General features: G+C 65.9%; 26 protein-coding genes and 1 tRNA gene. 17 read left to right on the forward strand and 10 right to left on the reverse strand.

Annotated features, from left to right (window positions below):
- The first annotated feature begins 177 nt into the window (after positions 1–177).
- Positions 178–1,809, forward strand: a complete 1,632-nt coding sequence (locus QE395_RS06090) for a winged helix-turn-helix transcriptional regulator (protein ID WP_306987977.1) — start codon at positions 178–180, stop codon at positions 1,807–1,809.
- On the opposite strand, the gene QE395_RS06095 is transcribed toward QE395_RS06090, so the two are convergent.
- The 4 genes from QE395_RS06095 to QE395_RS06110 form a co-directional block, all read right to left on the reverse strand.
- Entirely contained in the window at positions 1,778–2,854 is a 1,077-nt protein-coding gene (locus QE395_RS06095) for a serine hydrolase (RefSeq protein ID WP_306987980.1), read from the reverse strand. The two genes, QE395_RS06090 and QE395_RS06095, sit on opposite strands and share 32 nt — an antisense overlap.
- A 133-nt stretch (positions 2,855–2,987) precedes the next feature.
- A complete protein-coding gene (locus QE395_RS06100; RefSeq protein WP_306987982.1) occupies positions 2,988–4,556 on the reverse strand; it encodes a PepSY-associated TM helix domain-containing protein in 1,569 nt (522 codons plus the stop codon).
- Positions 4,557–4,566: 10 nt separating this feature from the next.
- Complete coding sequence (locus tag QE395_RS06105; RefSeq protein ID WP_068853362.1) at positions 4,567–4,830, reverse strand: hypothetical protein; 264 nt, start codon at positions 4,828–4,830, stop codon at positions 4,567–4,569.
- Complete coding sequence (locus tag QE395_RS06110) at positions 4,830–5,129, reverse strand: hypothetical protein (RefSeq protein WP_068853359.1); 300 nt, start codon at positions 5,127–5,129, stop codon at positions 4,830–4,832. The genes QE395_RS06105 and QE395_RS06110 overlap by 1 nt, the downstream gene beginning before the upstream one ends.
- Before the next feature lie 421 nt (positions 5,130–5,550).
- Between QE395_RS06110 and thrS the strand changes: the two genes are divergently transcribed.
- From thrS to QE395_RS06160, 10 genes are all read left to right on the forward strand, one after another.
- Positions 5,551–7,455, forward strand: a complete 1,905-nt coding sequence (gene thrS, locus QE395_RS06115) for a threonine--tRNA ligase (RefSeq protein ID WP_306987984.1) — start codon at positions 5,551–5,553, stop codon at positions 7,453–7,455.
- 47 nt (positions 7,456–7,502) lie between these two features.
- Positions 7,503–8,042 carry a translation initiation factor IF-3 gene (infC, locus tag QE395_RS06120; RefSeq protein ID WP_026070650.1) on the forward strand — a complete coding sequence of 180 codons (540 nt, stop codon included), beginning with the start codon at positions 7,503–7,505 and terminating at the stop codon, positions 8,040–8,042.
- Between the two features lie 548 nt (positions 8,043–8,590).
- Positions 8,591–8,788: a 50S ribosomal protein L35 gene (gene rpmI, locus QE395_RS06125; RefSeq protein WP_017355265.1), complete on the forward strand. Its 198-nt coding sequence runs from the start codon at positions 8,591–8,593 to the stop codon at positions 8,786–8,788.
- A 10-nt stretch (positions 8,789–8,798) separates the two neighbouring features.
- Complete coding sequence (rplT, locus tag QE395_RS06130) at positions 8,799–9,158, forward strand: 50S ribosomal protein L20 (RefSeq protein WP_003484828.1); 360 nt, start codon at positions 8,799–8,801, stop codon at positions 9,156–9,158.
- A 192-nt stretch (positions 9,159–9,350) separates the two neighbouring features.
- The gene (locus QE395_RS06135; protein WP_068853355.1) at positions 9,351–10,346 is read left to right on the forward strand and encodes a phenylalanine--tRNA ligase subunit alpha; all 996 of its coding nucleotides are present in this window, start codon (positions 9,351–9,353) and stop codon (positions 10,344–10,346) included.
- Between the two features lie 58 nt (positions 10,347–10,404).
- Entirely contained in the window at positions 10,405–12,783 is a 2,379-nt protein-coding gene (pheT, locus tag QE395_RS06140; RefSeq protein ID WP_306987989.1) for a phenylalanine--tRNA ligase subunit beta, read from the forward strand.
- A 26-nt stretch (positions 12,784–12,809) separates the two neighbouring features.
- Positions 12,810–13,109, forward strand: a complete 300-nt coding sequence (locus tag QE395_RS06145) for an integration host factor subunit alpha (protein ID WP_005410432.1) — start codon at positions 12,810–12,812, stop codon at positions 13,107–13,109.
- Positions 13,090–13,446 (forward strand): MerR family transcriptional regulator, encoded by a 357-nt coding sequence (locus QE395_RS06150; protein WP_068853353.1) that lies wholly within the window; start codon positions 13,090–13,092, stop codon positions 13,444–13,446. Before QE395_RS06145 ends, QE395_RS06150 begins: the two co-directional genes overlap by 20 nt.
- Positions 13,447–13,513: 67 nt before the next feature.
- Positions 13,514–13,590 (forward strand) — tRNA-Pro (locus tag QE395_RS06155).
- An 87-nt stretch (positions 13,591–13,677) separates the two neighbouring features.
- Positions 13,678–13,836, forward strand: a complete 159-nt coding sequence (locus QE395_RS06160) for a hypothetical protein (RefSeq protein ID WP_306987993.1) — start codon at positions 13,678–13,680, stop codon at positions 13,834–13,836.
- Between the two features lie 1,365 nt (positions 13,837–15,201).
- Here the strand turns inward: QE395_RS06160 and QE395_RS06165 are convergent.
- On the reverse strand, positions 15,202–15,675 hold the full coding sequence (locus QE395_RS06165; RefSeq protein ID WP_306987995.1) for a hypothetical protein: 474 nt from the start codon (positions 15,673–15,675) through the stop codon (positions 15,202–15,204).
- A gap of 182 nt (positions 15,676–15,857) precedes the next feature.
- Between QE395_RS06165 and QE395_RS06170 the strand changes: the two genes are divergently transcribed.
- The 4 genes from QE395_RS06170 to QE395_RS06185 all read left to right on the forward strand — a co-directional run bounded on the left by QE395_RS06170 (position 15,858) and on the right by QE395_RS06185 (position 18,585).
- A complete protein-coding gene (locus tag QE395_RS06170; RefSeq protein WP_306987997.1) occupies positions 15,858–16,454 on the forward strand; it encodes a GNAT family N-acetyltransferase in 597 nt (198 codons plus the stop codon).
- Positions 16,455–16,580: 126 nt separating this feature from the next.
- Positions 16,581–17,585, forward strand: coding sequence for an HWE histidine kinase domain-containing protein (locus QE395_RS06175; RefSeq protein WP_306990439.1), 1,005 nt, complete (start codon positions 16,581–16,583; stop codon positions 17,583–17,585).
- On the forward strand, positions 17,582–17,977 hold the full coding sequence (locus QE395_RS06180; RefSeq protein ID WP_306987999.1) for a response regulator: 396 nt from the start codon (positions 17,582–17,584) through the stop codon (positions 17,975–17,977). The genes QE395_RS06175 and QE395_RS06180 overlap by 4 nt, the downstream gene beginning before the upstream one ends.
- A gap of 434 nt (positions 17,978–18,411) precedes the next feature.
- Positions 18,412–18,585 carry a DUF1328 domain-containing protein gene (locus tag QE395_RS06185; protein WP_068853344.1) on the forward strand — a complete coding sequence of 58 codons (174 nt, stop codon included), beginning with the start codon at positions 18,412–18,414 and terminating at the stop codon, positions 18,583–18,585.
- Positions 18,586–18,650: 65 nt separating this feature from the next.
- On the opposite strand, the gene QE395_RS06190 is transcribed toward QE395_RS06185, so the two are convergent.
- The 5 genes from QE395_RS06190 to QE395_RS06210 all read right to left on the reverse strand — a co-directional run bounded on the left by QE395_RS06190 (position 18,651) and on the right by QE395_RS06210 (position 21,501).
- On the reverse strand, positions 18,651–19,421 hold the full coding sequence (locus tag QE395_RS06190; RefSeq protein WP_306988002.1) for a transporter: 771 nt from the start codon (positions 19,419–19,421) through the stop codon (positions 18,651–18,653).
- Between the two features lie 74 nt (positions 19,422–19,495).
- Positions 19,496–19,978 carry a hypothetical protein gene (locus QE395_RS06195; RefSeq protein WP_306988004.1) on the reverse strand — a complete coding sequence of 161 codons (483 nt, stop codon included), beginning with the start codon at positions 19,976–19,978 and terminating at the stop codon, positions 19,496–19,498.
- A 97-nt stretch (positions 19,979–20,075) separates the two neighbouring features.
- Positions 20,076–20,498 (reverse strand): hypothetical protein, encoded by a 423-nt coding sequence (locus QE395_RS06200; RefSeq protein ID WP_141236189.1) that lies wholly within the window; start codon positions 20,496–20,498, stop codon positions 20,076–20,078.
- Complete coding sequence (locus QE395_RS06205) at positions 20,495–20,722, reverse strand: hypothetical protein (protein ID WP_306988007.1); 228 nt, start codon at positions 20,720–20,722, stop codon at positions 20,495–20,497. The genes QE395_RS06200 and QE395_RS06205 overlap by 4 nt, the downstream gene beginning before the upstream one ends.
- Before the next feature lie 2 nt (positions 20,723–20,724).
- A complete protein-coding gene (locus QE395_RS06210; RefSeq protein ID WP_306988009.1) occupies positions 20,725–21,501 on the reverse strand; it encodes a MipA/OmpV family protein in 777 nt (258 codons plus the stop codon).
- 117 nt (positions 21,502–21,618) lie between these two features.
- Here QE395_RS06210 and QE395_RS06215 point away from each other — a divergent pair, with 117 nt between their 5' ends.
- Together QE395_RS06215 and QE395_RS06220 are read left to right on the forward strand one after the other, a co-directional pair.
- Positions 21,619–22,293 (forward strand): response regulator transcription factor, encoded by a 675-nt coding sequence (locus QE395_RS06215; protein ID WP_306988011.1) that lies wholly within the window; start codon positions 21,619–21,621, stop codon positions 22,291–22,293.
- Positions 22,290–23,624 (forward strand): HAMP domain-containing sensor histidine kinase, encoded by a 1,335-nt coding sequence (locus QE395_RS06220; RefSeq protein ID WP_306988013.1) that lies wholly within the window; start codon positions 22,290–22,292, stop codon positions 23,622–23,624. Before QE395_RS06215 ends, QE395_RS06220 begins: the two co-directional genes overlap by 4 nt.
- The last annotated feature ends 55 nt before the right edge of the window (positions 23,625–23,679 follow it).

Below are 23,679 nucleotides of genomic sequence, written 5' to 3' on the forward strand. Positions count from 1 at the left end.
ATTGACGCATGACCTTCAAACGGAGTCGCGCGTTTCCGGATTTCTCCGTTCGTTGGTCATTCGTCGCCCCTGCCGATCATCCCTATCGGCGGTCGTTCGGGAACCGACCCTACCGCTGGATTGCTCCCCGGTGATCGGGTGTAACGTCCGGGCCGAGCCTGCACTATGCTTGCCGGCATGACGAGCGTTCAGCTGCTGGACCTGCACATCGACCGCGCCTCGCAGCTGGTGCGGCGCGGTGGTGGGGTGCTGCCGGTCAGCGGCCTCAGCTGGCGCCTGCTGGACTGCCTGCTGGAGCACGGCACCGATGTGGTCGACTTCGACACGCTGGCACGGGAGGTCTGGGCGCCGGCGGTGGTGGTGGGTGAAGATGCGATCAGCCAGCGGGTGAAGCTGCTGCGGCAGGCATTGGGCGATGACAGCCGCCAGCCGCGCTATGTGCGCTCGGTACGCGGCCGGGGCTACCAGTTATGCGCGCCGCCCCAGGCGTGCGCACCGATGGCGCCACCAGCGCCGGTAGAGCCATCCGCGGCGGCAGCCGCAACTGCGGCGGCGCCGGAGGGGCTGCAACGGAGGCTGCACGCGCGGTGGGCTTGGCTGGCGGCGGGCGTGGCTGCTGCCGGCGGCATCATCGCCGTCATCGTCCAGCGGCCGGACAACGCGGCGCACTCACCCGCAGACCCGGTGCTGCAACGCGCCGCGTATTACGCCGGCATCGGCCAGGCCAGCAACAATGACCGTGCGATCACCCTGTACCGCCAGGCGTTGCAGATCGACCCGGATTCCAGCGCCGCACGGCGTGGCCTGGCGCGAGCATTGGCCGCCGATGCCTGCCTGTTCAACGGCAGGCCGGGGAACGCGCAGGAGGCACTGCAGCTGGCCGGGCAGGTGTTGCAGGCGGCCCCTGACGACGCAGCCGCACATGCGCTGCGCGGGTACGCGCATGATTGCCTTGGCGCGATGCCGCAGGCGATTGCCGATTACGAGCAGGCGCTGCTGCGCGATCCCGACGATGAGCGCACCCGCGCCTCGCTGGCCTACCTGCAGCAGGAGCAGGGCCACCTGGCGCAGGCGCTCAAGGCCAACCTCAGCCTGCGCGCGCCGGAGCGGATCCGCTTCCGCGACGTGCAGGTCGCCCGCGAGCTGGAACTGCTTGGCTTCACCGACGCCGCCGCACGCCGCCATGCGCGCAACTTCCAGCTGTACCCGGACAATGTCTTCAGCAACATTGCGTGGCCGCGTGCGCTGATGAACATGGGCGAGCAGGACAAGGCACGCCAAGCGCTGGATCAGGCGCTCGCGCGCGGCACCCCGCATCCACAGCTGCTGCGCCTGCACGGCGAACTGCTGTTGATGGGTGGCGACCGGCAAGGTGCGGCAGAGGCCTTCGAGCAGGCACGCCTGCTGCGCCCGCTGCAGTCGCTTGGAAAGACCCTGGGCGGCCTGCAGCAGGGGAGTGGCACGCCGTCCCCGGAATGGATTGCCGCGCGCCTGCGCGAGGTGACCGCGCAGGCTGACGACGGCTGGTCGGACGCGGCCGTGGAACGGGCCCTGCTGCACCAGGCGCAGGGTGATGCAGGCGCGGCCATCGCCGACCTGCACCGCGCGGTGGATGCAGGCTTCCGCGACGCCGCGTGGCTGCGCGTCACCCCGCTGTTCGCCCCGCTGCGGCAGGCGCCCGGATGGGAGCGCCTGCTGGCCCGGATCGAGGTGGACGTGGCCGCGCAGCGTGCGCAGGTACTGGCAGCGTCCTGGCGCCCCGATGACCTGAAGGGCCTCAGCGCAACGCCGGCAGCAGGAACCCGGTAAGCACGCGGCGCGACTGGGGATGGGCGTAGCTGCGGTTGTAGGCCTTGCTGGTCACCACCGCGACCAGCTTCTTCTCCGGCATCACGAACACATAGTTGCCGCCGTTGCCCGACATCGCCCATACCGTCGTTTCCTTCCCGTCCACCGGCAGCTTCAGGCCCCACCACTGGTAGCCGTAGTCGCTGCCGTCGTCGGTCTGCGCCTGCGGGCGGATCATTGCCGCGATGTAGTCGGCAGGCACCAGCTGTCTGCCCTGCCAGCGTCCCCCGGCCAGCACCAGCTCGCCCAGCCGGGCCAGATCACGGGTGCGGTAGCGGGTGCCGCCGCCGCCCATGCCGATGCCTTCGGGGGAACGGTTCCAGTGACTGCGGGTAATGCCCAGCGGGCGTTCGAGCGCCTGCGCGGCGTAGTCGGCCAGCGGCAGCGTCGTGGCCCGTTCCAGCACCGCGCCCAGTACGAACGAATCGGCGGTGCAGTAGGCATGCGCGCGGCCGTGCGGGCTGTCCTCGGGCCGGCTCATCCAGGGCGCGAAACCCTTGACCGGCAGCGCCAGCGCGAAGTCCAGCCAGCGCTCGGTGACGTACATGCGCTCTTCGTTGCCGGCGGAAAATTGATTCTGGTCATCGCATTCCCACAGGCTGCTCATGGTGAGCAGGTCTTCCAGCGTGGTGCCGCGCAGGCGGGGGTCGACCGGGTGCTGCGCGGTGAACTCCGGGAAGTAGTCGTAGACACGCGCCTGCACGCCCGGCAGGTGCCCGTCGCCGATGGCTGCCCCCACCAGCAGCGAGGTCACGCTTTTGCTGGCCGAGCGTACGTCGTTGAGCGTTTCGGCATCGGCGCCGTTGAAATAATGTTCGTAGGCCACCGTGCCATCGACCAGCAACAACACGCTGGTGACCTGTTTGATCTCGTCGCTGGCAACGGCCGCCTCCAGTGCGGCGAGCGGGGCAGGGTCGAGGCGCGGCGAGGCGGCCTGAGCCGCGATGGGCAGGCAAGCGGTGATGGACAGGACCAGTGCGGCGAAACGACGGGCGGGGTGGGGCATGGTGGCGCTCCTCGGAAGTGAGGTGCCACTACGCCAGCACCGCGTCTGAAGTGCTGGAAGAACGCCTGAAGAATTCTGAAAGCGGCACCCGGCCTGCATCTGGCGATGCAAAGCGGGCCACGCGCTTTGTCCGTTACGCCCGCGTGTGCGCCCACACGCTGTTGGGGTCGCCGTTTACCGCCCGGCGCTGCGTTGCGCGCGCCATGGCGGCAAAGCCCAGCGCCATCGCCATCGCCACGCCGTCCACCCAGAACAGCGGCCAGTAGCCGCGCGCGGCGCTGGTCCACAGCCACAACCCGCTCATCGCACCGTGCACCACCGGGATCAGCGCGGTCACCGCCGCCGCAGCCCACAGCAGCTCCACCGCCGCCCTGGACGGCGCGCGCAGCGCCGCCCACAGGGCGCAGCCGCCCCAGACCAGGAAGCAGGTCCAGCGCATGCCCGCATCCGCATGCGCCGGGGCCAGGTGCTCCAGCAGCTGCACGCTCACGAACGCCGCCGACACCGCCACGCACAGCCCGATGCACACGCCTGCCGTGGCCCGCGCCATGTTCACCTGCGCGCGTCCCTGGGTGGCCTGGCGGCGCTTGCGGCGCGACTCGATCCACAGCAGGTTGCCCGAATAGAACAGGAACGCCCCGCCCAGGCCGAGCACGAAGTACAGCCACGGCACCAGCCCGTTGCCGAATTCGCCGAAGTGCAGCGCATAGGCCGCCGCCAACGTGGCGTGGTTGGCATCGCGATGCCCCGGCAGCTGGGTGTGCAGCACATCGCCGGTATTGGCATCCATCGCCACCGCGCCCAGCGGGCCCAGCGACACGCCGCCATCGCCGGTGATTTCGATCACGGCGTTGCGGTCACCGGCATTGGCCAGCTTCAGGTAGGCCGGTTCGAACACCGCCTGGCCCTTGTCATTGGCCACCGCGATCGCCCGCGCATGCAGCATCGCCAGGCTGCCGGCACGCACCGGTTCGTTGGCGGGCGCGCGGATCGGCGCGGTATCGGTTGCCCCCGGCAGCGCAGCCAGCAGCTTGCCGTCGTAGATCAGCGGGTTCAGCGCGGCCATCTGCAGGAACATCAGGCACAGCAGCGCACCGGTGACCGCGAACAGCAGGTGGAAGGGCAGGCTGAGCACGCCGATCACGTTGTGCGCGTCCTGCCACATCTGCTTGAAGTTGCGGCCCGGACGCAGCGCGAACAGGTCGCCCACCAGCTTGGGCAGGTGGATCACCAGCCCGGACAGCAGCGCCAACCCGTACAGCAGGCTGACCACGCCCATCAGGTAGATGCCGGCCACCGGCAGGCCCAGCGTGTAGTGCAGTTCGTTGACCAGCTCGGCCAGGCCGGCCTGTGGCGGGGTGGGGCTGCCATCCACGTGGTCGGCCCAGGCAAACAGCCAGGTGCCCTTGGCATCCTGCCAGTACGCGATGGACTGTGGCGTTTCCGCGCCGGGGAAGGTCATGCCCACGTGCTTTCGCGCATCGGGGTGTTTGGCCAGCACGCCATCAAGCAGCCGCTGTGCATCGTCCAGGGTCTGCGCTGGCTGGTCCATGCCCTGCGGCGACTGCCACAGCGGCAGATCGTGGTGGAACACAGTGATGGCGCCGGCATAGAACGCCACGAACAGCGCAAAGCCGGCCACCAGGCCAACCCAGGTGTGCACGGTGGTGAAGGTGCGCAGGGTGAGCGAACTGAATTTCATCGAATAGGCCTCACTGCACCCAATGGAAGTGGCGCAGCAGCCACAGCAAGCCGAAGCCGAACGCGGCGCTGGCACTCAGCCACCCCCACGCGCGCGGTCCGGTGCGGAATGCGAAGGCCCACAGCGCGGCCAGCATCCACAATGGAATGAAGGCGATCATGCCGGGCACGATCACCGACTGCCACGGACCCGGCGGCAGCCAGGTGATCAACCCGGTGACGGCCGCAGCCACGAAGAAGCCCGCCAGCAGGCCGGCCAGTGCACGTGCCCACATCAGCGCCGCGCCTCCGCATCCGGCCGCGTCCAGGCAGCAACATAGGGCAACACCATCGCCGTGAGCATCCAGCCGCCGAGGGTCACGCAGAAGCCGGTGGCAAAGCCCAGCTGGCCCATCCACAGCCACAGCGAGGTGGCTGCCGCCACCAGCCCGAGCTGGCGGCCCAGCCGCCCCGCGCGGCGTAGGCGGGGCCAGCGGCAGTGCGGGGAGGCAGCATAGAAGGCCAGCGCCGAAAAGGCCGAGGCGGCGCCGGCCAGCGCGCAATACAGCAGGGCCAGGGCATCGGCGCTCAGCATGGGCGCGCCGCGCGGGGCAGGGGCGTGCGGGCCGAAGGGGCGGCGCAGGGCATGGAAATCCTTGGAAACGAAGACGGGCCGGGCGGTGCGGCAACCTGCGCATGGTAATCATTGCCGTTTTCAATCGCCACAGCGGCCTGTTCAGTAGCGCAGGGCCCGGGCGGGCGGACGGCAGCGTTGGGCTTCCCCGGCCGTTTGGTTTAAGATCGAGGCATCCACCTCGAGGCAACAAGGTGACCCGCGCCCAGCGCCGGTCCAGCGTGCGACATGAGCACTACCACCGCCCAGCGCTGAACGTCATGACGGCCCCTTGCCCAGGCGCCTTCATGGCGCTTTTCTTTTATCCGGCCGCGCGCCCCGGACACCCTCGACCCCGTTTCCCTGGCCTGCGCCGCAGGCCCACCAGCACAAAGCCCCAGCCATGATTGCGATCACGCTTCCCGACGGCAGCCGCCGTGAGTTCGAAAACCCCGTCAGTGTCATGGACGTCGCCCAGTCGATCGGCGCCGGCCTGGCCAAGGCCACCATCGCCGGTTCGGTGGACGGCAGGCTGGTTGATGCCAGTGACGTCATCGACCACGACGCGAGCCTGCGCATCATCACCGCCAAGGACGAGGAAGGCGTGGAGATCATCCGCCACTCGGCCGCGCACCTGGTTGGCCATGCGGTCAAGCAGCTGTACCCGGACGCCAAGATGGTGATCGGCCCGGTGATCGCCGAAGGCTTCTATTACGACATCCACTCCGAGCGCCCGTTCACCCCGGACGACATGGCCGCCATCGAAAAGCGCATGGGCGAGCTGATCGCGCAGGACTACGACGTGGTCAAGAAGATGACCCCGCGCGCGGAAGTGATCGAAATCTTCAAGGCCCGTGGCGAGGACTACAAGCTGCGCCTGATCGAAGACATGTCGCCGGACATCCAGGCCATGGGCATGTACTACCACCAGGAATACGTGGACATGTGCCGCGGCCCGCACGTGCCCAATACGCGCTTCCTGAAGGCCTTCAAGCTGACCCGCATTTCCGGCGCCTATTGGCGTGGCGATGCGCAGAACGAGCAGCTGCAGCGCATCTACGGCACCGCCTGGGCCGACAAGAAGCAGCTCGAGGCCTACATCAAGCGCATCGAAGAAGCCGAAATGCGCGACCACCGCCGCATCGGCAAGCAGCAGGACCTGTTCCACCTGCAGGAAGAGGCCCCGGGCCTGGTGTTCTGGCACCCCAAGGGCTGGGCCCTGTGGCAGGTGGTGGAACAGTACATGCGCAAGGTCTACCAGAAGAGCGGCTACGGCGAAGTGCGCTGCCCGCAGATCCTGGACGTGAGCCTGTGGAAGAAGTCCGGCCATTGGGACAACTACCAGGACAACATGTTCTTCACCGAATCGGAGAAGCGCACCTACGCCGTCAAGCCGATGAACTGCCCGGGCCACGTGCAGGTGTTCAACCAGGGCCTGCACAGCTACCGCGACCTGCCGATCCGCTACGGTGAGTTCGGCTCGTGCCACCGCAACGAGCCCTCCGGCGCGCTGCACGGCATCCTGCGCGTGCGTGGTTTCACCCAGGACGACGGCCACGTGTTCTGCACCGAATCGCAGATCGAAGCGGAAGTGACCGCGTTCCACCAGCAGGCGCTGGCGGTGTACCAGCACTTCGGCTTCGAAGAGATCCAGATCAAGATCGCCCTGCGCCCCGAATCGCGCCTGGGCGACGATGCCACCTGGGACAAGGCCGAAGCCGCGCTGCGTTCGGCGCTGTCCAGCTGTGGCGTGGAATGGCAGGAGCTGCCGGGTGAGGGCGCCTTCTACGGCCCGAAGATCGAATACCACCTCAAGGACGCCATCGGCCGGACGTGGCAGCTGGGCACCATGCAGGTCGACTTCATGATGCCCGGCCGCCTCGGCGCCGAGTACGTGGACGAAAACAGCCAGAAGAAGCACCCGGTCATGCTGCACCGGGCCATCGTGGGCTCGATGGAGCGCTTCATCGGCATCCTGATCGAGCACCACGCCGGCCAGTTCCCGGCCTGGCTGGCCCCGACCCAGGCGGTGGTGGCCAATATCACCGACGCCCAGGCTGAATACGTGAAGGAAGTAACGAAAACCCTTGCAGATCAAGGCTTCCGGGTAACGTCGGATTTGCGCAATGAGAAGATCGGTTATAAGATTCGCGAGCATACGCTGCAGCGGGTCCCGTACCTGCTGGTGGTGGGCGACCGTGAGAAGGAAAATGGCGCCGTAGCCGTGCGTACGCGCTCGGGCGAGGATCTGGGCAGCATGTCCGTCCAGGCGTTCGTCGAGCGGTTGCAGGCAGAACAGTCTGTGTAAGAAAGTCCCGGCCCTGCGGATGATCCGCGAGGGCCGGTTTGATTCCTCTGGGAGATTGCAATATCAGTACCCCTGACAACAAACAGAACCGCAAGAATCAGGAAATCCGGGTGCCGCGCGTACGCGTGATCGGCAGTGACGGTGAAATGATTGGCGTGTTGACGCGTGACGAAGCGCTGTCGATGGCCGAAGACGAAGGTCTGGACCTGGTCGAGATTCAGCCGCAGGCTGATCCGCCGGTGTGCAAGATCATGGACTTCGGCAAGTTCAAGTTCGAAGCGCAGAAGAAGGCCAACGAGGCCAAGAAGAAGACCAAGCAGGTCGAGATCAAGGAAGTGAAGTTCCGCCCCGTCACCGATGAAGGTGACTACCAGATCAAGCTGCGCAAAATGCGCGGTTTCCTGGAAGAGGGTGACAAGATCAAGGTGAACATCCGCTTCCGTGGTCGTGAAATGAGCCATCAGGAACTGGGTCGCGAAATGGCCAACCGGATCGAAGCCGATCTGGGCGAGGACATCGTGATCGAGTCCCGCCCGCGCCTGGAAGGCCGGCAGATGGTCATGATGATCGCGCCGAAGAAGAAGTAATCGCGCTCTGGCGCGACGCGCGCCACGTCGAACGTGGCCGCGCGGAACCCCTGGTTCGTCGGCACCTGGGCAGGCGGCGGGGTGGCGACGGAGGTACGACCGGGTACGACCGGGTACGACGGGGTACGACGGGGTAGAGCCGACTGTTAGTCGGCTGCTTTTCCGCCATGCCGCCAAGGGCAGCCGACTAACAGTCGGCTCTACCCAGCCGGCGACACCCAGCCGGCGACACCCAGCCGTCGACACCCAGCCGTCGACACCCAGTCGCTGTGACGGCAATGCCGTCCGTTTCGTTCAGGTTCCGGGCCCAAGACCCGGCAAACCCCGCCTGATCAACAGCTTGCACCCGTTCCCCAACCCATGCATAATGGGCGACCCCGTTTTTTCGCGGGGCTGCTGTTTTGAACGGTTTCACGCTTTTCAACGGCAACAGGACCGGCCTGGTTCCCAACGGGGATCCCGGGCTTACAAGCAGGCAAGGGCACGGACGGAAAGTGTGGCAATGCCACCGCCCTGGTCAGTGACAAAACATCATCAAGGACATTGCAATGCCCAAGATCAAGACCAACCGGGCGGCGGCCAAGCGTTTCCGCAAGACCGCCTCCGGTAAGTTCAAGGCTGGCCACGCCAACCGTAGCCACATCCTCACGAAGAAGTCGACCAAGCGGAAGCGCAATCTGCGTCAGACGAACCATGTTCGTGCAGAAGACGCAGGCCGTTTGAACCGTATGCTTCCCTACCTCTGAGGACTGACCCATGGCACGAGTAAAGCGTGGCGTACAGGCGCGTCGCCGCCACAAGAAAATTCTGACCCTGGCCAAGGGCTACTACAACGCCCGCCGCAAGGTGTTCCGCGTTGCCAAGCAGGCCGTCATCAAGGCCCAGCAGTACGCCTACATCGGTCGTAAGCAGAAGAAGCGTAATTTCCGTTCGCTGTGGATCACCCGCATCAACGCGGCTGCCCGCATCAATGGTCTGAGCTACAGCCGTTTCATGAACGGCCTGCTCAAGGCGGGTATCACCCTGGACCGTAAGGTCCTGGCCGATATCGCCGTGCACGACGCAGCTGGTTTTGCAGCACTGGCCGAAAAGGCCAAGGGCGCGCTGGCGGCATAAGTCCTCTCCCCGCCGTTGCCGTGCAAACGCAACGGCTGCGGGTAAGGCAATGCATGGGGAAGGGCGCAAGTCCTTCCCCATTCTTTTTTGTGGCGGCGGCAGCCCAACCGGGTGCCGTCCCGACAGCGGTGGCGACGGGGGTCGGCCCGGCGCGCATCGCGAAGGCATACCGACGCGAGGTCCAGGCTATCCATGAGTGACATCCAATCCCTGACCACCCAGGCGCTGGCCGACGTGGCCGCCGCCCAGAGCCCCGATGCGCTGGAAGCCCTGCGCGTGGCGCTGCTCGGCAAGAGCGGCAGCATCACCGCGCAGCTCAAGCAGCTGGGTGCACTGCCGGCCGACGAGCGCAAGGCCGCCGGCGAAGCCATCAACCAGGCCCGTGACGCGCTGACCCGCGCGCTGGGCGAACGCAAGGCCGTGCTGGAGAACGCCGCGCTCGACGCGCGCCTGGCCGCCGAAGCGATCGACATCACCCTGCCGGGGCGCCGCGCCGAACGCGGTGGCCTGCATCCGGTGACCCGTACCCTGGAGCGCATCACCGAAATCTTCGGCCGCCTCGGCTACGAGCTCTCCGAAGGCCCGGAAATCGAAGACGACTGGCACAACTTCGAAGCCCTGAATTTCCCGCCGCACCACCCGGCGCGTGCCATGCACGACACCTTCTACTTCGGCGATGGCCGCCTGCTGCGCACGCATACCTCCGGTGTGCAGGTGCGCTACATGGGCGACCACGCGCCGCCGCTGCGCATGATCGCGGCCGGCAAGGTGTACCGCAGCGACAGCGACCAGACCCATTCGCCGATGTTCCACCAGGTGGAAGGCCTGCTGGTGGACGAGCATTCGACCTTCGCCGACCTCAAGGGCACCCTGTCTGAGTTCGTGCGTGCGTTCTTCGAACGCGATTTCGAGATGCGTTTCCGCCCCAGCTACTTCCCGTTCGTCGAACCGGGCGCGGAAGTGGATATCGCCTGGCAGCAGCCCGACGGCAGCACCCGCTGGCTGGAAGTGCTCGGCTGCGGCATGGTCCACCCGAACGTGCTGCGCAACGTGGGCATCGACCCGGAGCGCTACACCGGCTTCGCCTTCGGCCTGGGCGTGGAGCGCTTTGCCATGCTGCGTTACGGCGTGAACGACCTGCGCGCGTTCTTCGAGAACGACGTGCGGTTCCTCAAGCAATTCGCGTAACGCCGAACGACATTCATCACGGCCCAGGCGCATGCGCCGGGCCCACCAGGGTGACACCATGAAATTCTCTGAAAACTGGCTGCGCAGCCACGTTCCCACCACCGCCTCGCGCGACGAGCTGAGCGCGGTACTGACCGCCATCGGCCTGGAAGTTGAAGAGGTCACCGACCTCGGCGCCAGCCTGGACCACGTGGTGGTGGCGCGCATCGTCACCGCCGAGCGCCACCCCGAAGCCGACCGCCTGCAGATCTGCCAGGTCGATGCCGGGCAGGGCGAGCAGCTGCAGATCGTGTGCGGCGCGCCCAACGCGCGCCCGGGTCTGGTTGCGCCGCTGGCGATGATCGGCGCGAAAATCGGCGACTTCAACATCAAGGCGGCCAAGCTGCGCGGCGTGGATTCCAACGGCATGCTGTGCTCGGCCAAGGAACTGGGCCTGGACAGCGACGCCTCGGGCCTGTTCGAGCTGCCCGATGACGCCCCGGTGGGCCAGTCGCTGGTGGAGTACCTGGGCCTGCCCGACGCCAGCATCGAGATCAAGCTCACCCCCAACCGCGCCGACTGCTTCAGCGTGCGCGGCATCGCCTTCGACGTGGCCGCCGCGTGCGCCAGTGAAGTGGTGCCGTTCAATGCCGCGCCGATCGCCGCCGTGGGCACCCGCGAACTGACCATCGCCCTGGACGCCGGCGCCGAAGCGCCGCGTTACCTGGGCCGTGTGATCGAAGGCGTGAACCCGCGCGCCGCCACCCCGCTGTGGATGGCCGAGCGCCTGCGCCGCAGCGGCGTGCGCCCGGTGTCGCTGCTGGTCGACATCACTCAGTACGTGATGCTGGAACTGGGCCAGCCGATGCACGCCTACGACCTGGGCACCCTGCAGGGCAGCATCGCCGTGCGCCGTTCGCGCACCGGTGAAACCCTGAAGCTGCTGGATGGCCGCGACGCCGCGCTGGATGACGGCTTCTTGGTGATCACCGACGCCGACCGCCCGGTGGGCTTGGCCGGCATCATGGGCGGCCATGACACCCGCGTCACCGACGACACCACCGCCGTGTTCCTGGAGGCCGCGCACTTCGCGCCGGCCGCCATCATGGGCCGTGGCCGCAAGCTGGGCCTGCACACCGACGCCGGCCACCGCTTCGAGCGTGGCGTGGACCCGGCGCTGCCGCGCACCGCCATTGAATACGCCACCCGCCTGGTGCTGGACCTGGCCGGCGGCACCCCGGCCCCGGTGACCGAAGCCGTGCGCGAAAGCGACCTGCCGGCCACCGCGACCATCGGCCTGCGCCGTGCGCGCATCGCCCGCGTGCTGGGCATCCAGATTGCCGATGCCGACGTGGAGCGCATCCTGCGCGCGCTGGGCATGGACGTGGCCGCTGCCGCCGATGGCTGGCAGGTCACCGCGCCCAGCCGCCGCTTCGACATCGCCATCGAAGAAGACCTCATTGAAGAGCTGGCCCGCATCCACGGCTACGAGCGCATTCCCACCACCCTACCGGGCGGTGCCGCGCGGATCGCCATGCCCAGCGAAACCCGCCTGGACGACCTGAGCACGCGCCGCCAGCTGGTGGCCCGCGACCTGCAGGAAACCATCAACTACGCCTTCGTCGACGCCGGCCTGCTGGCCCAGTGGCAGCTGCAGGACAACGTGGTTGCCCTGGCCAACCCGCTGTCGGCCGAGCTGGCGGTGATGCGCCCGGCGCTGCTGCCGGGCCTGGTGGCCACCTTGGGCCGCAATGCCGCGCGCCAGCAGGGCACGGTGCGCCTGTTCGAGCTGGGGCGCGTGTTCCACCCGCAGGCCGGGCAGGGCGCCGCCCCGCTGGAAACCCAGCGCGTGGCCGTGGCCGTGTGTGGCGATGCCACCCCGCAGCAGTGGGGCCTGGCCACCCGCAAGGTGGATTTCCATGACCTCAAGGGCGACCTGGAATCGCTGGCCGCCGCTTCCGGCGCCGCACTCAGCTTCGTGCCCTCCACCCGCCCGTACGGCCACCCGGCGCGCTCGGCCGAGGTGCTGCGCGATGGCGCCAGCATCGGCTGGATCGGCCAGATCCACCCGCGCCTGGCCAAGGCCATGGACATCGACGTGGACGTGTTCGGCCTGGAGCTGGACCTGGCCCCGCTGGCCGCCCGCAGCCTGCCGCGCGCCACCGAGCTGTCCCGTTTCCCCTCAGTGCGCCGCGACCTTGCCTTCCTGGTGCCCGAAGCGGCCGCCTGGACCGACCTGGAAGCCACCCTGCGCCGGGCCGTGGGCCCGCTGCTGCGCCAGGTGACCCTGTTCGACCGCTACGTCGGCCAGGGGGTCGAGCCGGGCTTCAAGAGTCTCGCTATGGGCTTGATTTTGCAGGACAAGTCGCGCACTCTGACGGACCGCGACGTGGATGCGGTGGTCACCGAGGCGGTGGCCGCAATGGAGCGTGAACACCACGCCCGGATCCGCGGTTGAGCGGGCAGCATGGGGGGTAGCAGGCAATGGCATTGACCAAGGCTGAGATGGCCGAAAAGCTGTTCGACGAAGTGGGTCTGAACAAGCGCGAAGCCAAGGAATTTGTCGACGCGTTCTTCGATGTACTGCGTGAAGCGTTGGAACAGGGACGTCAGGTGAAGCTTTCCGGCTTCGGCAACTTCGACCTGCGGCGCAAGAACCAGCGCCCCGGCCGCAACCCGAAGACCGGCGAGGAAATTCCGATTTCCGCCCGTACGGTGGTCACCTTCCGTCCGGGCCAGAAGCTCAAGGAAAGGGTAGAGGCATATGCTGGATCCGGGCAGTAACCGCGAACTTCCGCCGATACCGGCCAAGCGCTACTTCACCATTGGTGAAGTCAGCGAGCTGTGCGATGTAAAGCCGCACGTGCTGCGCTACTGGGAAACCGAATTTCCCAGCCTGGAACCGGCCAAGCGCCGTGGCAACCGCCGCTACTACCAGCGCCACGACGTGCTGATGGTGCGCCAGATCCGCGGCCTGCTGTACGAACAAGGCTACACCATCGGCGGTGCCCGCCTGCGCCTGGAAGGTGCCGGCGCGCGCGACGAATCGGCGCTGAGCAACCAGATCATCAAGCAGACGCGGATGGAGCTGGAAGAAGTGCTCCAGCTGCTGCGTCGCTGAACCATTTTTCGATCAAACCGGTTATACTCGTCGGCCCGCTGAGAGGCGGGGACAACACCAGCAACATCGGGGCGTAGCGCAGCCTGGTAGCGCATCTGCCTGGGGGGCAGAGGGTCGTCGGTTCAAATCCGGCCGTCCCGACCATTGTTGGTGACACGATCAAGGGTTCGCACTTCTGGTGCGGACCCTTTTTTGTTTTGGCGGTGTTGCATTGTGCGGGAGAACACCAAGTTGACGATTGAACGTTCGCGGCCCCAGGAGGGCGAACGCGTCATCGAGATCTGCCGCAGTGCCGTCGACGCGACGCATGGTTACCTGGCTCCTGAGGACCGCCTCGCCACCGACGAGATGTTCGTTGACGGCGATATCGAGCGGGCTGGCAATCTATAGTTGGATTTAGATGCGCTTTCAGCTCTGGTCAACGTTCAGAAGCTGTTAGAAAATCAATTTCTATTACATTTCTTGGGCGATGGAATTCCATGAAGAATGACCCTCTTACGATCATTCCGAAGGAGTGCCCCGATGACGCTATCAGGCACGCACCCGTTGGCCGAAAGAAGCAGGGAAGTATGGCCGTGCGGGCAGAGGATATCGCCGAAGCACTGGCCAAAGCGCCTAGCCGCGGGTTCAGCATGAAAAGTGCGCTCGACGCTTTTAGCGACATCCGGCCCAGTCGGAACTGAACTCCACAGAGTGACCCTACGGAACGGGTTTCTCGCGCCAGATCGCAAGCGCTTTTGGCGCCCACGCGTCCCGACGACGCTGGCCAGGATTGCTCATCGCAACTTAATGCACGTGTTAATGAACATTAGCGTTGGGTCACACATTCGATGCGCCTGCGTTGCGCGCCACCCTGATTTGAGGTAGAGTTCCTGACGTTGGTGATGGGCAAAGAGCCGGCGGTGATTGCTTGGTCGATGTTTAAGGCTACATCCGCAGAGGGCCCGGCTACTAAACGACAAGTAGCATTGCAATGATTGCCCAGCTTGGCTGGGATGCTCCGACCCCCCTCCGTGGTGACACGAGAGGCCTGCTAAGGAGATAGCTGCGTCATTGCCGTCCAACACGAAACAAGGCCCCTCACGGGGCCTTTTTCGTTCGTTGCGGACTGACGCGCCCGATTTGAATTCCTTTGCCATCGCGGCAGTAGCCTCCTGACACAACGGAGTAGTGGCTCTCCTGTCGGCTGATGTGTTCAAGGATCACATTGCCTACCCTGAATCTCACTGTCTCCAAGCGCGGTTCCATCTGGTAGAACACCGTGACTGGTCCCGCCAGGCACTCCGCAACGTGCTTTCGCACCGCAAGGAGTGCGACATCGTGGTCCCCGATGTGGTGAAAGTGCGCTTTCCACAGGTGTTCAAATCCGAAACCACGATTAGGGCCACGGTGCGCGCCGTACTTCAGGTAGACGGGGCCAGCCGGGAAACGCGGCCCTCGGTGAACCAACATTTCTGGAAGAATCCCGAACACTTCCGAACCGTTGGTAGGGTGTTGGAGTCTTACTTCCTTGTGCCATACCGGATGCTTCACTACAGCTCCATGATTGCCGCACTCGCAACCCGACAATGCGTTCCGGGTGCTTCCTGATCGGATGACCGGAGCCTAGCTAAGCTAGCTAGGCCTAGTCGTGACCGCATAGGCAATTGGACAGATCAGCACGCTGACGCTAGAAGAAGCGACGATGATTGTCGTTTCTCATGCGTACGATGGAGTCATACATGCGCTGGCGTGCCGGGCATCGCGTCGAATGCGCTAGTGGCTGATTGGCGAGTCGTTCTCTTTCATCGGAGAAGGAGCAAGTGGTTCTTCGTCGATGTCGACGATGGCGATCAGTGCGAGGAGATTCTTGATCGGCATGTCCTCAAGCGTGCCAGGGCAGCGTTCTAGCACATCGATCAGCTCGAGCAGTTCGATGATTCGCAGATCGTAGATGCGAAACAGCTTGCGTATGACGCGAAACAAGTCGTGTCGAGAGGGGTCGTGCTGGCCGATCATGCGTTTGACGAAGTTACCCGCATCAGGGGAGCTTCCGCAGCGGGTCTCCGCGAGGGCCTGCATGATCTCGCCGATGGTCAGCGAATCGAGCGGTCGCGCGGTGGCAGCCAGGCGCTTCTCGAGGTCGACCCATGCCGAACTGTTCCATTCCAGCGAGTCGGAAATATCACCGAAGTAGTGAGCGAGGTGGACGGCGACGCGGGTCGGGGCTGCGAGGGAGTCATTGGACATTGCGGAATTCCTCAGTAGAAGTGAGATCCACCGCCCTGCGGAATGCCGATGGGCGCTGGTGCGCCTTTGGCTTCGGAACGCCAATTCCGGCCGCCGGATGTGCGGCGACGGACGGATGCTGCGTGTGATCAGGCAGGCCGTCAATGGCTGGGGCGACGAACTGTGCGGTAGGAACCCATTCCTTGATCAAACTGTGTCTCAGGACGCGCTTGGTTTGTGCGCCGGGTGCATTCTGTGTGGGCGCGCTGCGCTGGCTGCGTCGCGCCAGCTACCATCCAGATGTCAGTTTCAAACCGATTTTCATGGAGGACACCCCAATGGCAGTGCGACGACTAAGGGCCACAGATCTGGAGCAGGCCAGTGCGGTGTGCATGGCGTCCTTCATGGAGGCGGTGGCGCCGTCGCTGTCTCCGCTGGGGATTGAGACCTTTACCGGCATCGTGTCGATGAACGGGTTCGCCGACCGCATGTCCGATGACAACGACATGTTTGTCTTCGAGACCGCCGGGCGGGTTGTCGGGGTGGCCGAGCTGATGGGCGGCCAGCACGTGGCGACGCTGTTCGTGGCGCCGGGGTGGCAGGGGCAGGGGGTTGGGCGGGCGCTGATGACGGCGCTGCTGGAGTGCGCGCGGGGCGAGGTCGTTACGGTGCGGGCCTCGTTGAGCTCGGTGCCGGCTTATGAGCGGTTTGGGTTCCGGATTGCGGGGGAGGTGGGGGAGTATCTGGGGCTGGTGTATCAGCCGATGGAATGTGTGATTGCTGAGGGGCTAGCGGACTAACAGTCCGCTCTACCAGTCCGCTCTACCGGGCGCGTCTGCCGCCTTCGCTCACAAAGCGCTAACGTGATCCCACTTTCACGCGGCCGCCCCTATGCTTCCCCTAAATGAACAGGGCTTTCTCCCGTGCTGCAGGAACAGCAAGACAACAGCGCCAAATGGCGGATCTACGAAGCCCTTCTGCAGGCAACCCCGGATCTGTCCTACGTCTTTGACCTGGAGCACCGCTTCATCTACGCCAACAAGGCGCTGCTGAACATGTGGGGCATGACCTGGGATGAGGCGATGGGCAAGACCTGCCTGGAGATCGGCTACGAGCCCTGGCATGCGGCGATGCACGATGCGGAAATCGATCGGGTGATCGCCACCAAGCAGCCCATCCGCGGTGATGTGCCGTTTCCGCACGCCACCGAGGGCGTGCGCATCTATGACTACATCTTTACCCCGGTGATTGGTCCCGATGGCGAAGTGGAGGCCATTGCCGGCAGTACCCGCGATGTGACCGAGCGCAAGCGCCACGAGCAGCACCTGCAACTGCTTATCAACGAGCTCAACCACCGGGTGAAGAACTCGCTGGCCATGGTGCAGTCCATCACCCGCCAGACCTTCCGCAACGCGCAGAACATCATCGACGCGGGCGAGAAGATCGAAGAGCGCCTGCTGGCCCTGGCCGGAGCGCACGATGTGCTGACCCGGGAAAACTGGCACAGCGCCGATATCCACGATCTGGTCCAGGCCACGGCCGACCTGCACGGCGAAGGTGGGCAGCGCTTCGATATCCAGGGCGAACCCGTTCGGCTCGATCCCCGCCGTGCCCTGGCGCTGGCCATGGCGCTGCATGAGCTGGGCACCAACGCGGTCAAGCACGGTGCGCTGTCCGGGCCCGATGGCCGTGTGCGGGTGGAGTGGGGGCAGCGTCAGGTCGATGGGGAGGACGTGATCGAACTGGAGTGGCAGGAGCGCGATGGCCCCCCGGTGCAGCCGCCGGCGCAGCGCGGGTTCGGCTCGCGGTTGCTCGAGCGCGGCCTCAAGCATGATCTGGGCGGCGATGTGGAGCTCACGTTCGAGCCCGAAGGCCTGCGTTATCGGGTATCGATACCGCACGGCGATGACGCGGTCCAGGTGCACCTGTGAGCCCGCGCGTCCTGGTAGTCGAAGACGAATCGCTCATCGCGATGCTTGTCGAGGACGGGCTGGAGACGCTGGGCTACGAAGTGGTGGGCCCGGTGGGCACCGTCGATGCGGCGCTGCGGATCGTGGAACAGACGCCCTTTGACTTGGCGCTGCTGGACATCAATCTGGGCGGGAAGCAGTCGTTCCCGATCGCCGAAGCGCTTGAAGCGCGGGGCATTCCGTACGTGTTCCTGACCGGCTATGACAGACACAGCCTTCCGCTGCCATTTCAGCATCGCTTCGGGTTGCAGAAGCCGTTCCGGATGAACGCGCTGCGGGATGCGTTGGAAGAGTTGCGCGGAATCAAGCGCGGCGCCAAGGAGCCTGCCCATCGCCCTACACTGGGCCAGTGATACCGGCGCGCGGCGAAATCAGCCGACGGCGCGGATTACTTCTTCAATCAACACTACGTAGCAGGCTACGAAGTAGACCTTGAGCAGGGCGGGATGCTGCTTGGAGACGAATGCGCGCATGGCATTGGATGACGTAGTGGGACGTCAGCATTGTGACCAGCCGGTGAAATTGAGGCAACGGTCACACATTCAGTGCAGTGATGAGAGCCTGCGTGAGCGAGCTTAAAAATCAACAACTTGCGCGGGGGTGGTCCGAAAAGACCTCTACCGTTCGTCGGAAAATTCCTACAAGTGCAGCTGAATACGTAGCGGACGTCTTCACATGCGAGGTAGCGATTTCACGCCGTTCACGCGCCCCATTCACTGTTGCGGCACGCGCCAATCGCTAGCGTGGAGTCCTGTCAGTCAACCCGCATTCCGGGCAAAGGAACAACATGATCAAGTGGGCCATCATCTTCGCCATCATCGGCCTCATCGCCGGCGCACTCGGCTTCGCCGGCATCGGCGGCGCCGCCATTGGCGTGGCCAAGTTCCTGTTCTGGGCAGGCATCATCATCGCCGTCATCCTGTTCCTGCTGGGCATGACGGTCGCCAAGAAAGTGACCTGACCCCAAGGTCGTAACGTGTAACACCGCCGAAGAAGCCTGCGCAGTGATGCGCAGGCTTTTTTGGTTCACTCGAAATAGAACGAAACGCCCAGCCCCGCCTGTAGATCCGGGCTGTTGCTGTCCAGACCGAGGTCGAACGACGCGTCCAGCTGCACGCGTCGGGCCGCCATCCACGTCACGCCTGCACCGGCCACCGAGGTCGAGGATTCGCCGTGGATGTGTGTGAAACCGGCCTCGATGTAGGTGCTCACGGTGTCGCTTACGGCCAGGCTGAGGCTGGGCGACCAGGTGAACTCGTCTTCGCCCGCGCCGCGCGTGGCATTGGCATACAGCGCGCCGCTCCACTGGTCGTTGAAGGTGTATTCGTAGCTGGCGCCGAGGTTGTACTGGGTGCCGCCTTCGCTGAAGTCGCGTGAGCCGGTATCGAAGCTGGTGCTGGCCAGCAGTGCGACAGCATGGGTGTCCGAATCGAGGGGAAGAGCGAACTTCAGCGCCAGGCCGCTGTCGCCTGCGCCACGCGTCGTGGTGGAGGGCGCATTGCGCGGGGCTTCGCGCAGGCGATTCCAGGGGCTGCCGAACGCCTGCAGTTCCAGGTTGGCGCCCAGGCCTGCGCGCAGCAGCAGGTCGGTGCCGTATTGCGTGGTGCGCGTGCCGTCGTCATCGCGGTCGCGTTCGTAGCTGGGCAGCCCCAGTTCCAGTGCGGCGCCGCCGCGCGGCAGCACCGAGGCGGAGAAACCCAACCCCGGGCGGTCGAACGCCGGTGTTTCCGCATCGTCCTGCTGCGCCCACGCGGGCGCGGCCAGCGCCAGCAACATCACCGCCATCACACCACGCATCGCCACACCTGCTGTCGGGAAACAGCTGCAGCCTAGCGGGGCGCCGGCAACGCGCCGTGAGGATGTCGCGGCGGTCAGTCGGTAGCGCGGCCGTCATCCTGGCCTGCGTCTTTCTCACGGCGAGCATCGTCATCGCTGTCATCCAGGCCTTGCCGCATGTGGCGCTGGCCGGGCAGGTCCGCCGACAGGACGCGTGAGGGTTCGGCGACCAATGGGCTGCGGCTCTGTGCATGCACGCGCGGCAGGAGCGTGCGCGGATCGGGCAGCACCCAGAAACCATTGCTCAGTTCCGGCCGGCGTGCCACCTCGTGGTCCAACGGCGGGGTGGTCTCTTCCTCTTCCGGATCAAACCACTGCGGGTCCTGTCGCCTGCCGCCTTCTTCATGCTCATGGTCGTGCGCGCTGTCGTGGTCGTCCGCGGACGAGGGCGTCATCGCATCCAACGCGTCGGCGGCGTCCTGCCAGCCCGGCGCATCGGCGCAGACCGCCTCGGCGAGCGGGGTGGGCGATTCAATGCGCGGTGGGAACGGCGGTGGGGTATCGGAAGGAACTCGCATGGGCAGTGCGTCCGCTGCGCTGGAAGGGAAACCGGACAGTGATCCCGCCCACGCCGGTTTTCAACGCAACAAGTCGCAAACTGCCCCACCGTGCGGACTACGCCGGGCGGGTCAGCGCCAGCAGGCCTTCCAGCAACCTGGCGGCACGCGGCTGCCCGTCATCGTCGATCGGGCATGCCATGGACTGCAGCCAGAAGCCGTGCGCGGCGCGGCGCGCGGCCGTGAGGCGGTGGTCGTCGCCTTCGCCGGGGTGGCGCAGCAACTGCTCCTGGATCCACCGCTTCAGGGCCTGGGCGATTTCCGGATCCGGCCGTCCGCGCGGCACGCCGGCACCCGGTTCGGGCGGCAGCAGGCACGCACGGAAAATGGCGGTGACATAGGCGCGGGAAAAGCGTCCATGGCGATCCGGATCCTGTTCGATCAGCGCCTGTACGGCCTGGTCGAACGAGACCAGCGCGGCAACCAGCGCCGGTGCATCTGCAGGGTCTTCAGTGCTCAGCATCGGGAAAGGTCGGCTCATGTGGGTGCCTGCGGTAGTTGCGGCGGCGTGGTGCCCGCCTGCGCGAGCACCCCATGCAGCAGTTCAATCACCCGTTCGCCCTGGCCGTTGCAGGCCAGTTCGAAGGTGGTGTGGCCGCCCAGGGCGGCCAGTGGGGCATGCAGGATCCATTGCAGTACCTGGTTGCGGTCCGGCTCGATCTGCAGTGCTACGTTGGCGACACGGCGTACGATGCCTTCGCGCATGGTCAGAATCCGTAAGTGAGCGCCAGCAGCGCGGTATCCATGTGGTCGCCCCGGGTCATCGGGCTGTCCTTCACCGCGCTGGAAAGCAGGGTGCGGCGCAGCGATGCGGTGGCGGTCCAGTGCGCGCCCAGCGGCATCAGCGCGGTGACATCCATGTACGGCGCCACGCCGCTGCCGGCCCTGTAACGGGCCAGGCCGCTGCGCTGCGCTTCCTCGGCACTGATGCCGAAGTAGTAATCGTTGAGCGCGCTGCTGGCATAGTTCACGCCCACGCCGGGAATCAGCACGACCTTGCCGGTTGGAATCGGGTAGGCGTACTTGGCATCGGCCGCCACGCCGCCGCCGTGGCCGCTCACTTCGGCCAGCACGTTGCCCTGCAGCACGCCCCACGGTGCGGTATGGCGCACGGCGGCACCGGCCATCGCCGAGAGGTTGCGGTTGTCGAGCTGGCGCAGCTGCAGGTCGTCGGTGTCCTTGCGCTTGAAGCGCATCACGTGCGGCTGGGCCAGCAGCGAGACCTCGGTTTTCTCGTTGTCGAAAAGCGTGTAGCCGATGCTGCCGCCGCGGAAATGGAACTTCCTGCCTTCGTAATTGATGACCGGTGCGGGCAGCACGTCGGTGTCATAGCCGGCGTAGGGAGATTTCTGCGCGACCACGGCCAATCCCAGGCTGCTGCGGGGTCTTTCGCCGGGGGCGGCCTGGGCCAGCACACTGCCGCTGGCCAGCAGGCCCAGCAGGGTGATGCCTGCCGTTGCTGCCTTCCGTGAACCGATCTGCATGGGTACTGCTCCTGGGGGGACGATCAAACCCCCATGATGTCCCCCGGACATTGTGGGAACGTTGCGCCGGCGAGCGCGGTACCATCGGCGCCCATCACCCCTGTTGCCCGTATTGCCATGCGCATCCTGCTGCTCGAAGACGACCCCGAACTGGCAGGCGCCATCCAGGCCAGCCTGGGCCGGCATGGCATGGTTGTGGACCTGGTGGTGTCGATGGCGCAGGCCGCCGAAGCGCTCAAATCGGGCGTACACCAAGTGCTGCTGCTGGACCGGCAGCTGCCCGATGGCGATGGCGCCGATTTCGTGCGGGTGGCACGCAGCCACATTCCCAACCTGCCGGTGATCATGCTCACCGCGCGCGATTCGGTGGCCGACCGCGTGGTCGGGCTGGACGTGGGCGCCGACGATTACCTGACCAAACCGTTCGCAGTGGAAGAGCTGCTGGCGCGGATCCGCGCGATTTCGCGGCGGCCGGCGCAGATCACCCTGCCGGTGCTGGCGCTGGGGCGGCTGCAGTTTGATTTCGTGGCACGCCAGGCCAGCGTGGCCGGTGCGCTGCTGGCACTGCCGCGCCGCCAGCTGCTGGTGCTGGAAGCACTGGCGCTGCGCCAGGGCCGCACGGTGGCACGCGCGGCGCTGCAGGAAGCGGTGTACGGCTTCGATGATGAGATCCAGTCCAACGCGCTCGATGCACACGTTTCCAAGCTGCGCCGCGCGCTGGCCGATGCCGATGCGCACGTGGAAATCCACGTGATGCGCGGCATTGGCTACCTGCTCAAGGAAACGGCATGAAATTCCTCAAACCCGGCTCGCTGTCCTTCAGCCTGGCCTGGAAGATCTGCCTGATCCAGATGACCATGGTGGCGGTGGGCCTGACCGGCATGGTGTTGATGTACGGCGACCGCGGCGCGGCGTATATCGACTGGAAAACCAGCCAATCGGTGGCCGAGGCGATCCATGTGGAAGGCGATGCGCTGCGCGTGGATTGGGATGCGGTCAACGAGGCGGTACCTGACCGCCCGGCCACCTTCTGGTTTGCCGCTGCCGATGAGCAGGGCCGGACGTTGGAGCAGGGCACCGTACCGGCCGCGTTCCGCCCACTCGTGCAGCAGCTGCAGCACGTGGAGCCCACCGATGTGCGAACGCGCACGCACGGGGTGGAGCTGGCGATGCGGGTGTGGGTGACCGAGCCCGATGGCGGCCGCATCCACGTGATGCTGGGCGGCATTCCGCATCGCGGCCTGTGGCGGCAGATGCTGGTGGTGATCGGCTACCTGGGCGGCTGGATCACCCTGCCGCTGATCGTGATCACGCTGGTGGTGGCGCCGTGGGCAATTCATCGCTCGCTGCGCGGGGTGAACCGGGTGGCGGCGCAGGCCGCGGCGATCCAGATCACCGAACGCGGGCGCGGCCTGGATACCCACGCCGTACCGCGCGAGATCGTGCCGCTGGTGGATGCATTCAATGCAGCCGTGCGGCGCATTGGCGAGAGCTACGATGCGCAGGATCGCTTCCTGGTGGGCGCGGCGCATGAGCTGCGCATGCCCATTGCGATCCTGGCCACGCGCATTGCCGACCTGCCGCCGGGGCAGGTGCGTTCGCGCCTGCAGCGCGACCTTGGCCGGCTGAGCAACATCGCCGAACAGCTGCTGGACCTGCAGCGGCTGGATCACCACCGCAGCCAGCACCAGCGCATCGACCTGACCGCGTTGACCGGCGAGGTCGCCGCCGATGTGGCGCCACTTCTGATCGATGCCGGCTACGAATTCGCGGTGGAGGCACCGGAGGCGCCGGTGTGGGTGCTGGGCGATCCCGATGCGCTGCACCGGGTGATCAGCGGGCTGCTGCAGAACGCCATCGCCCACGGCGGCGGCCGTGGCCTGGTGGTGGTGGAGCTGCAGGCGGGCGGGGTGCTGTCGGTGAGTGATGAGGGCGATGGCGTGCCCGAGCAGGCCCGGCAATCGATCTTCGAACCGTTCCACCGGCTGCGCCCCAGTGGCAGCGGCAGCGGGCTGGGGCTGTACCTGGCGCGCGAGATCATGCTGCGCCACGGCGGCAGCATCGTGGCCGAAGAGGCGGCCAGCGGCGGTGCACGGTTTGTGATGACCTTGCCGGTGGTATAGGGAAAGTGCGGTGCCGGGTATAGGGCGGATACCAATATCAGACTAATCCGATAGT

Source organism: Stenotrophomonas sp. SORGH_AS_0282 (genome assembly GCF_030818125.1).
Lineage (GTDB): Bacteria > Pseudomonadota > Gammaproteobacteria > Xanthomonadales > Xanthomonadaceae > Stenotrophomonas > Stenotrophomonas rhizophila_A.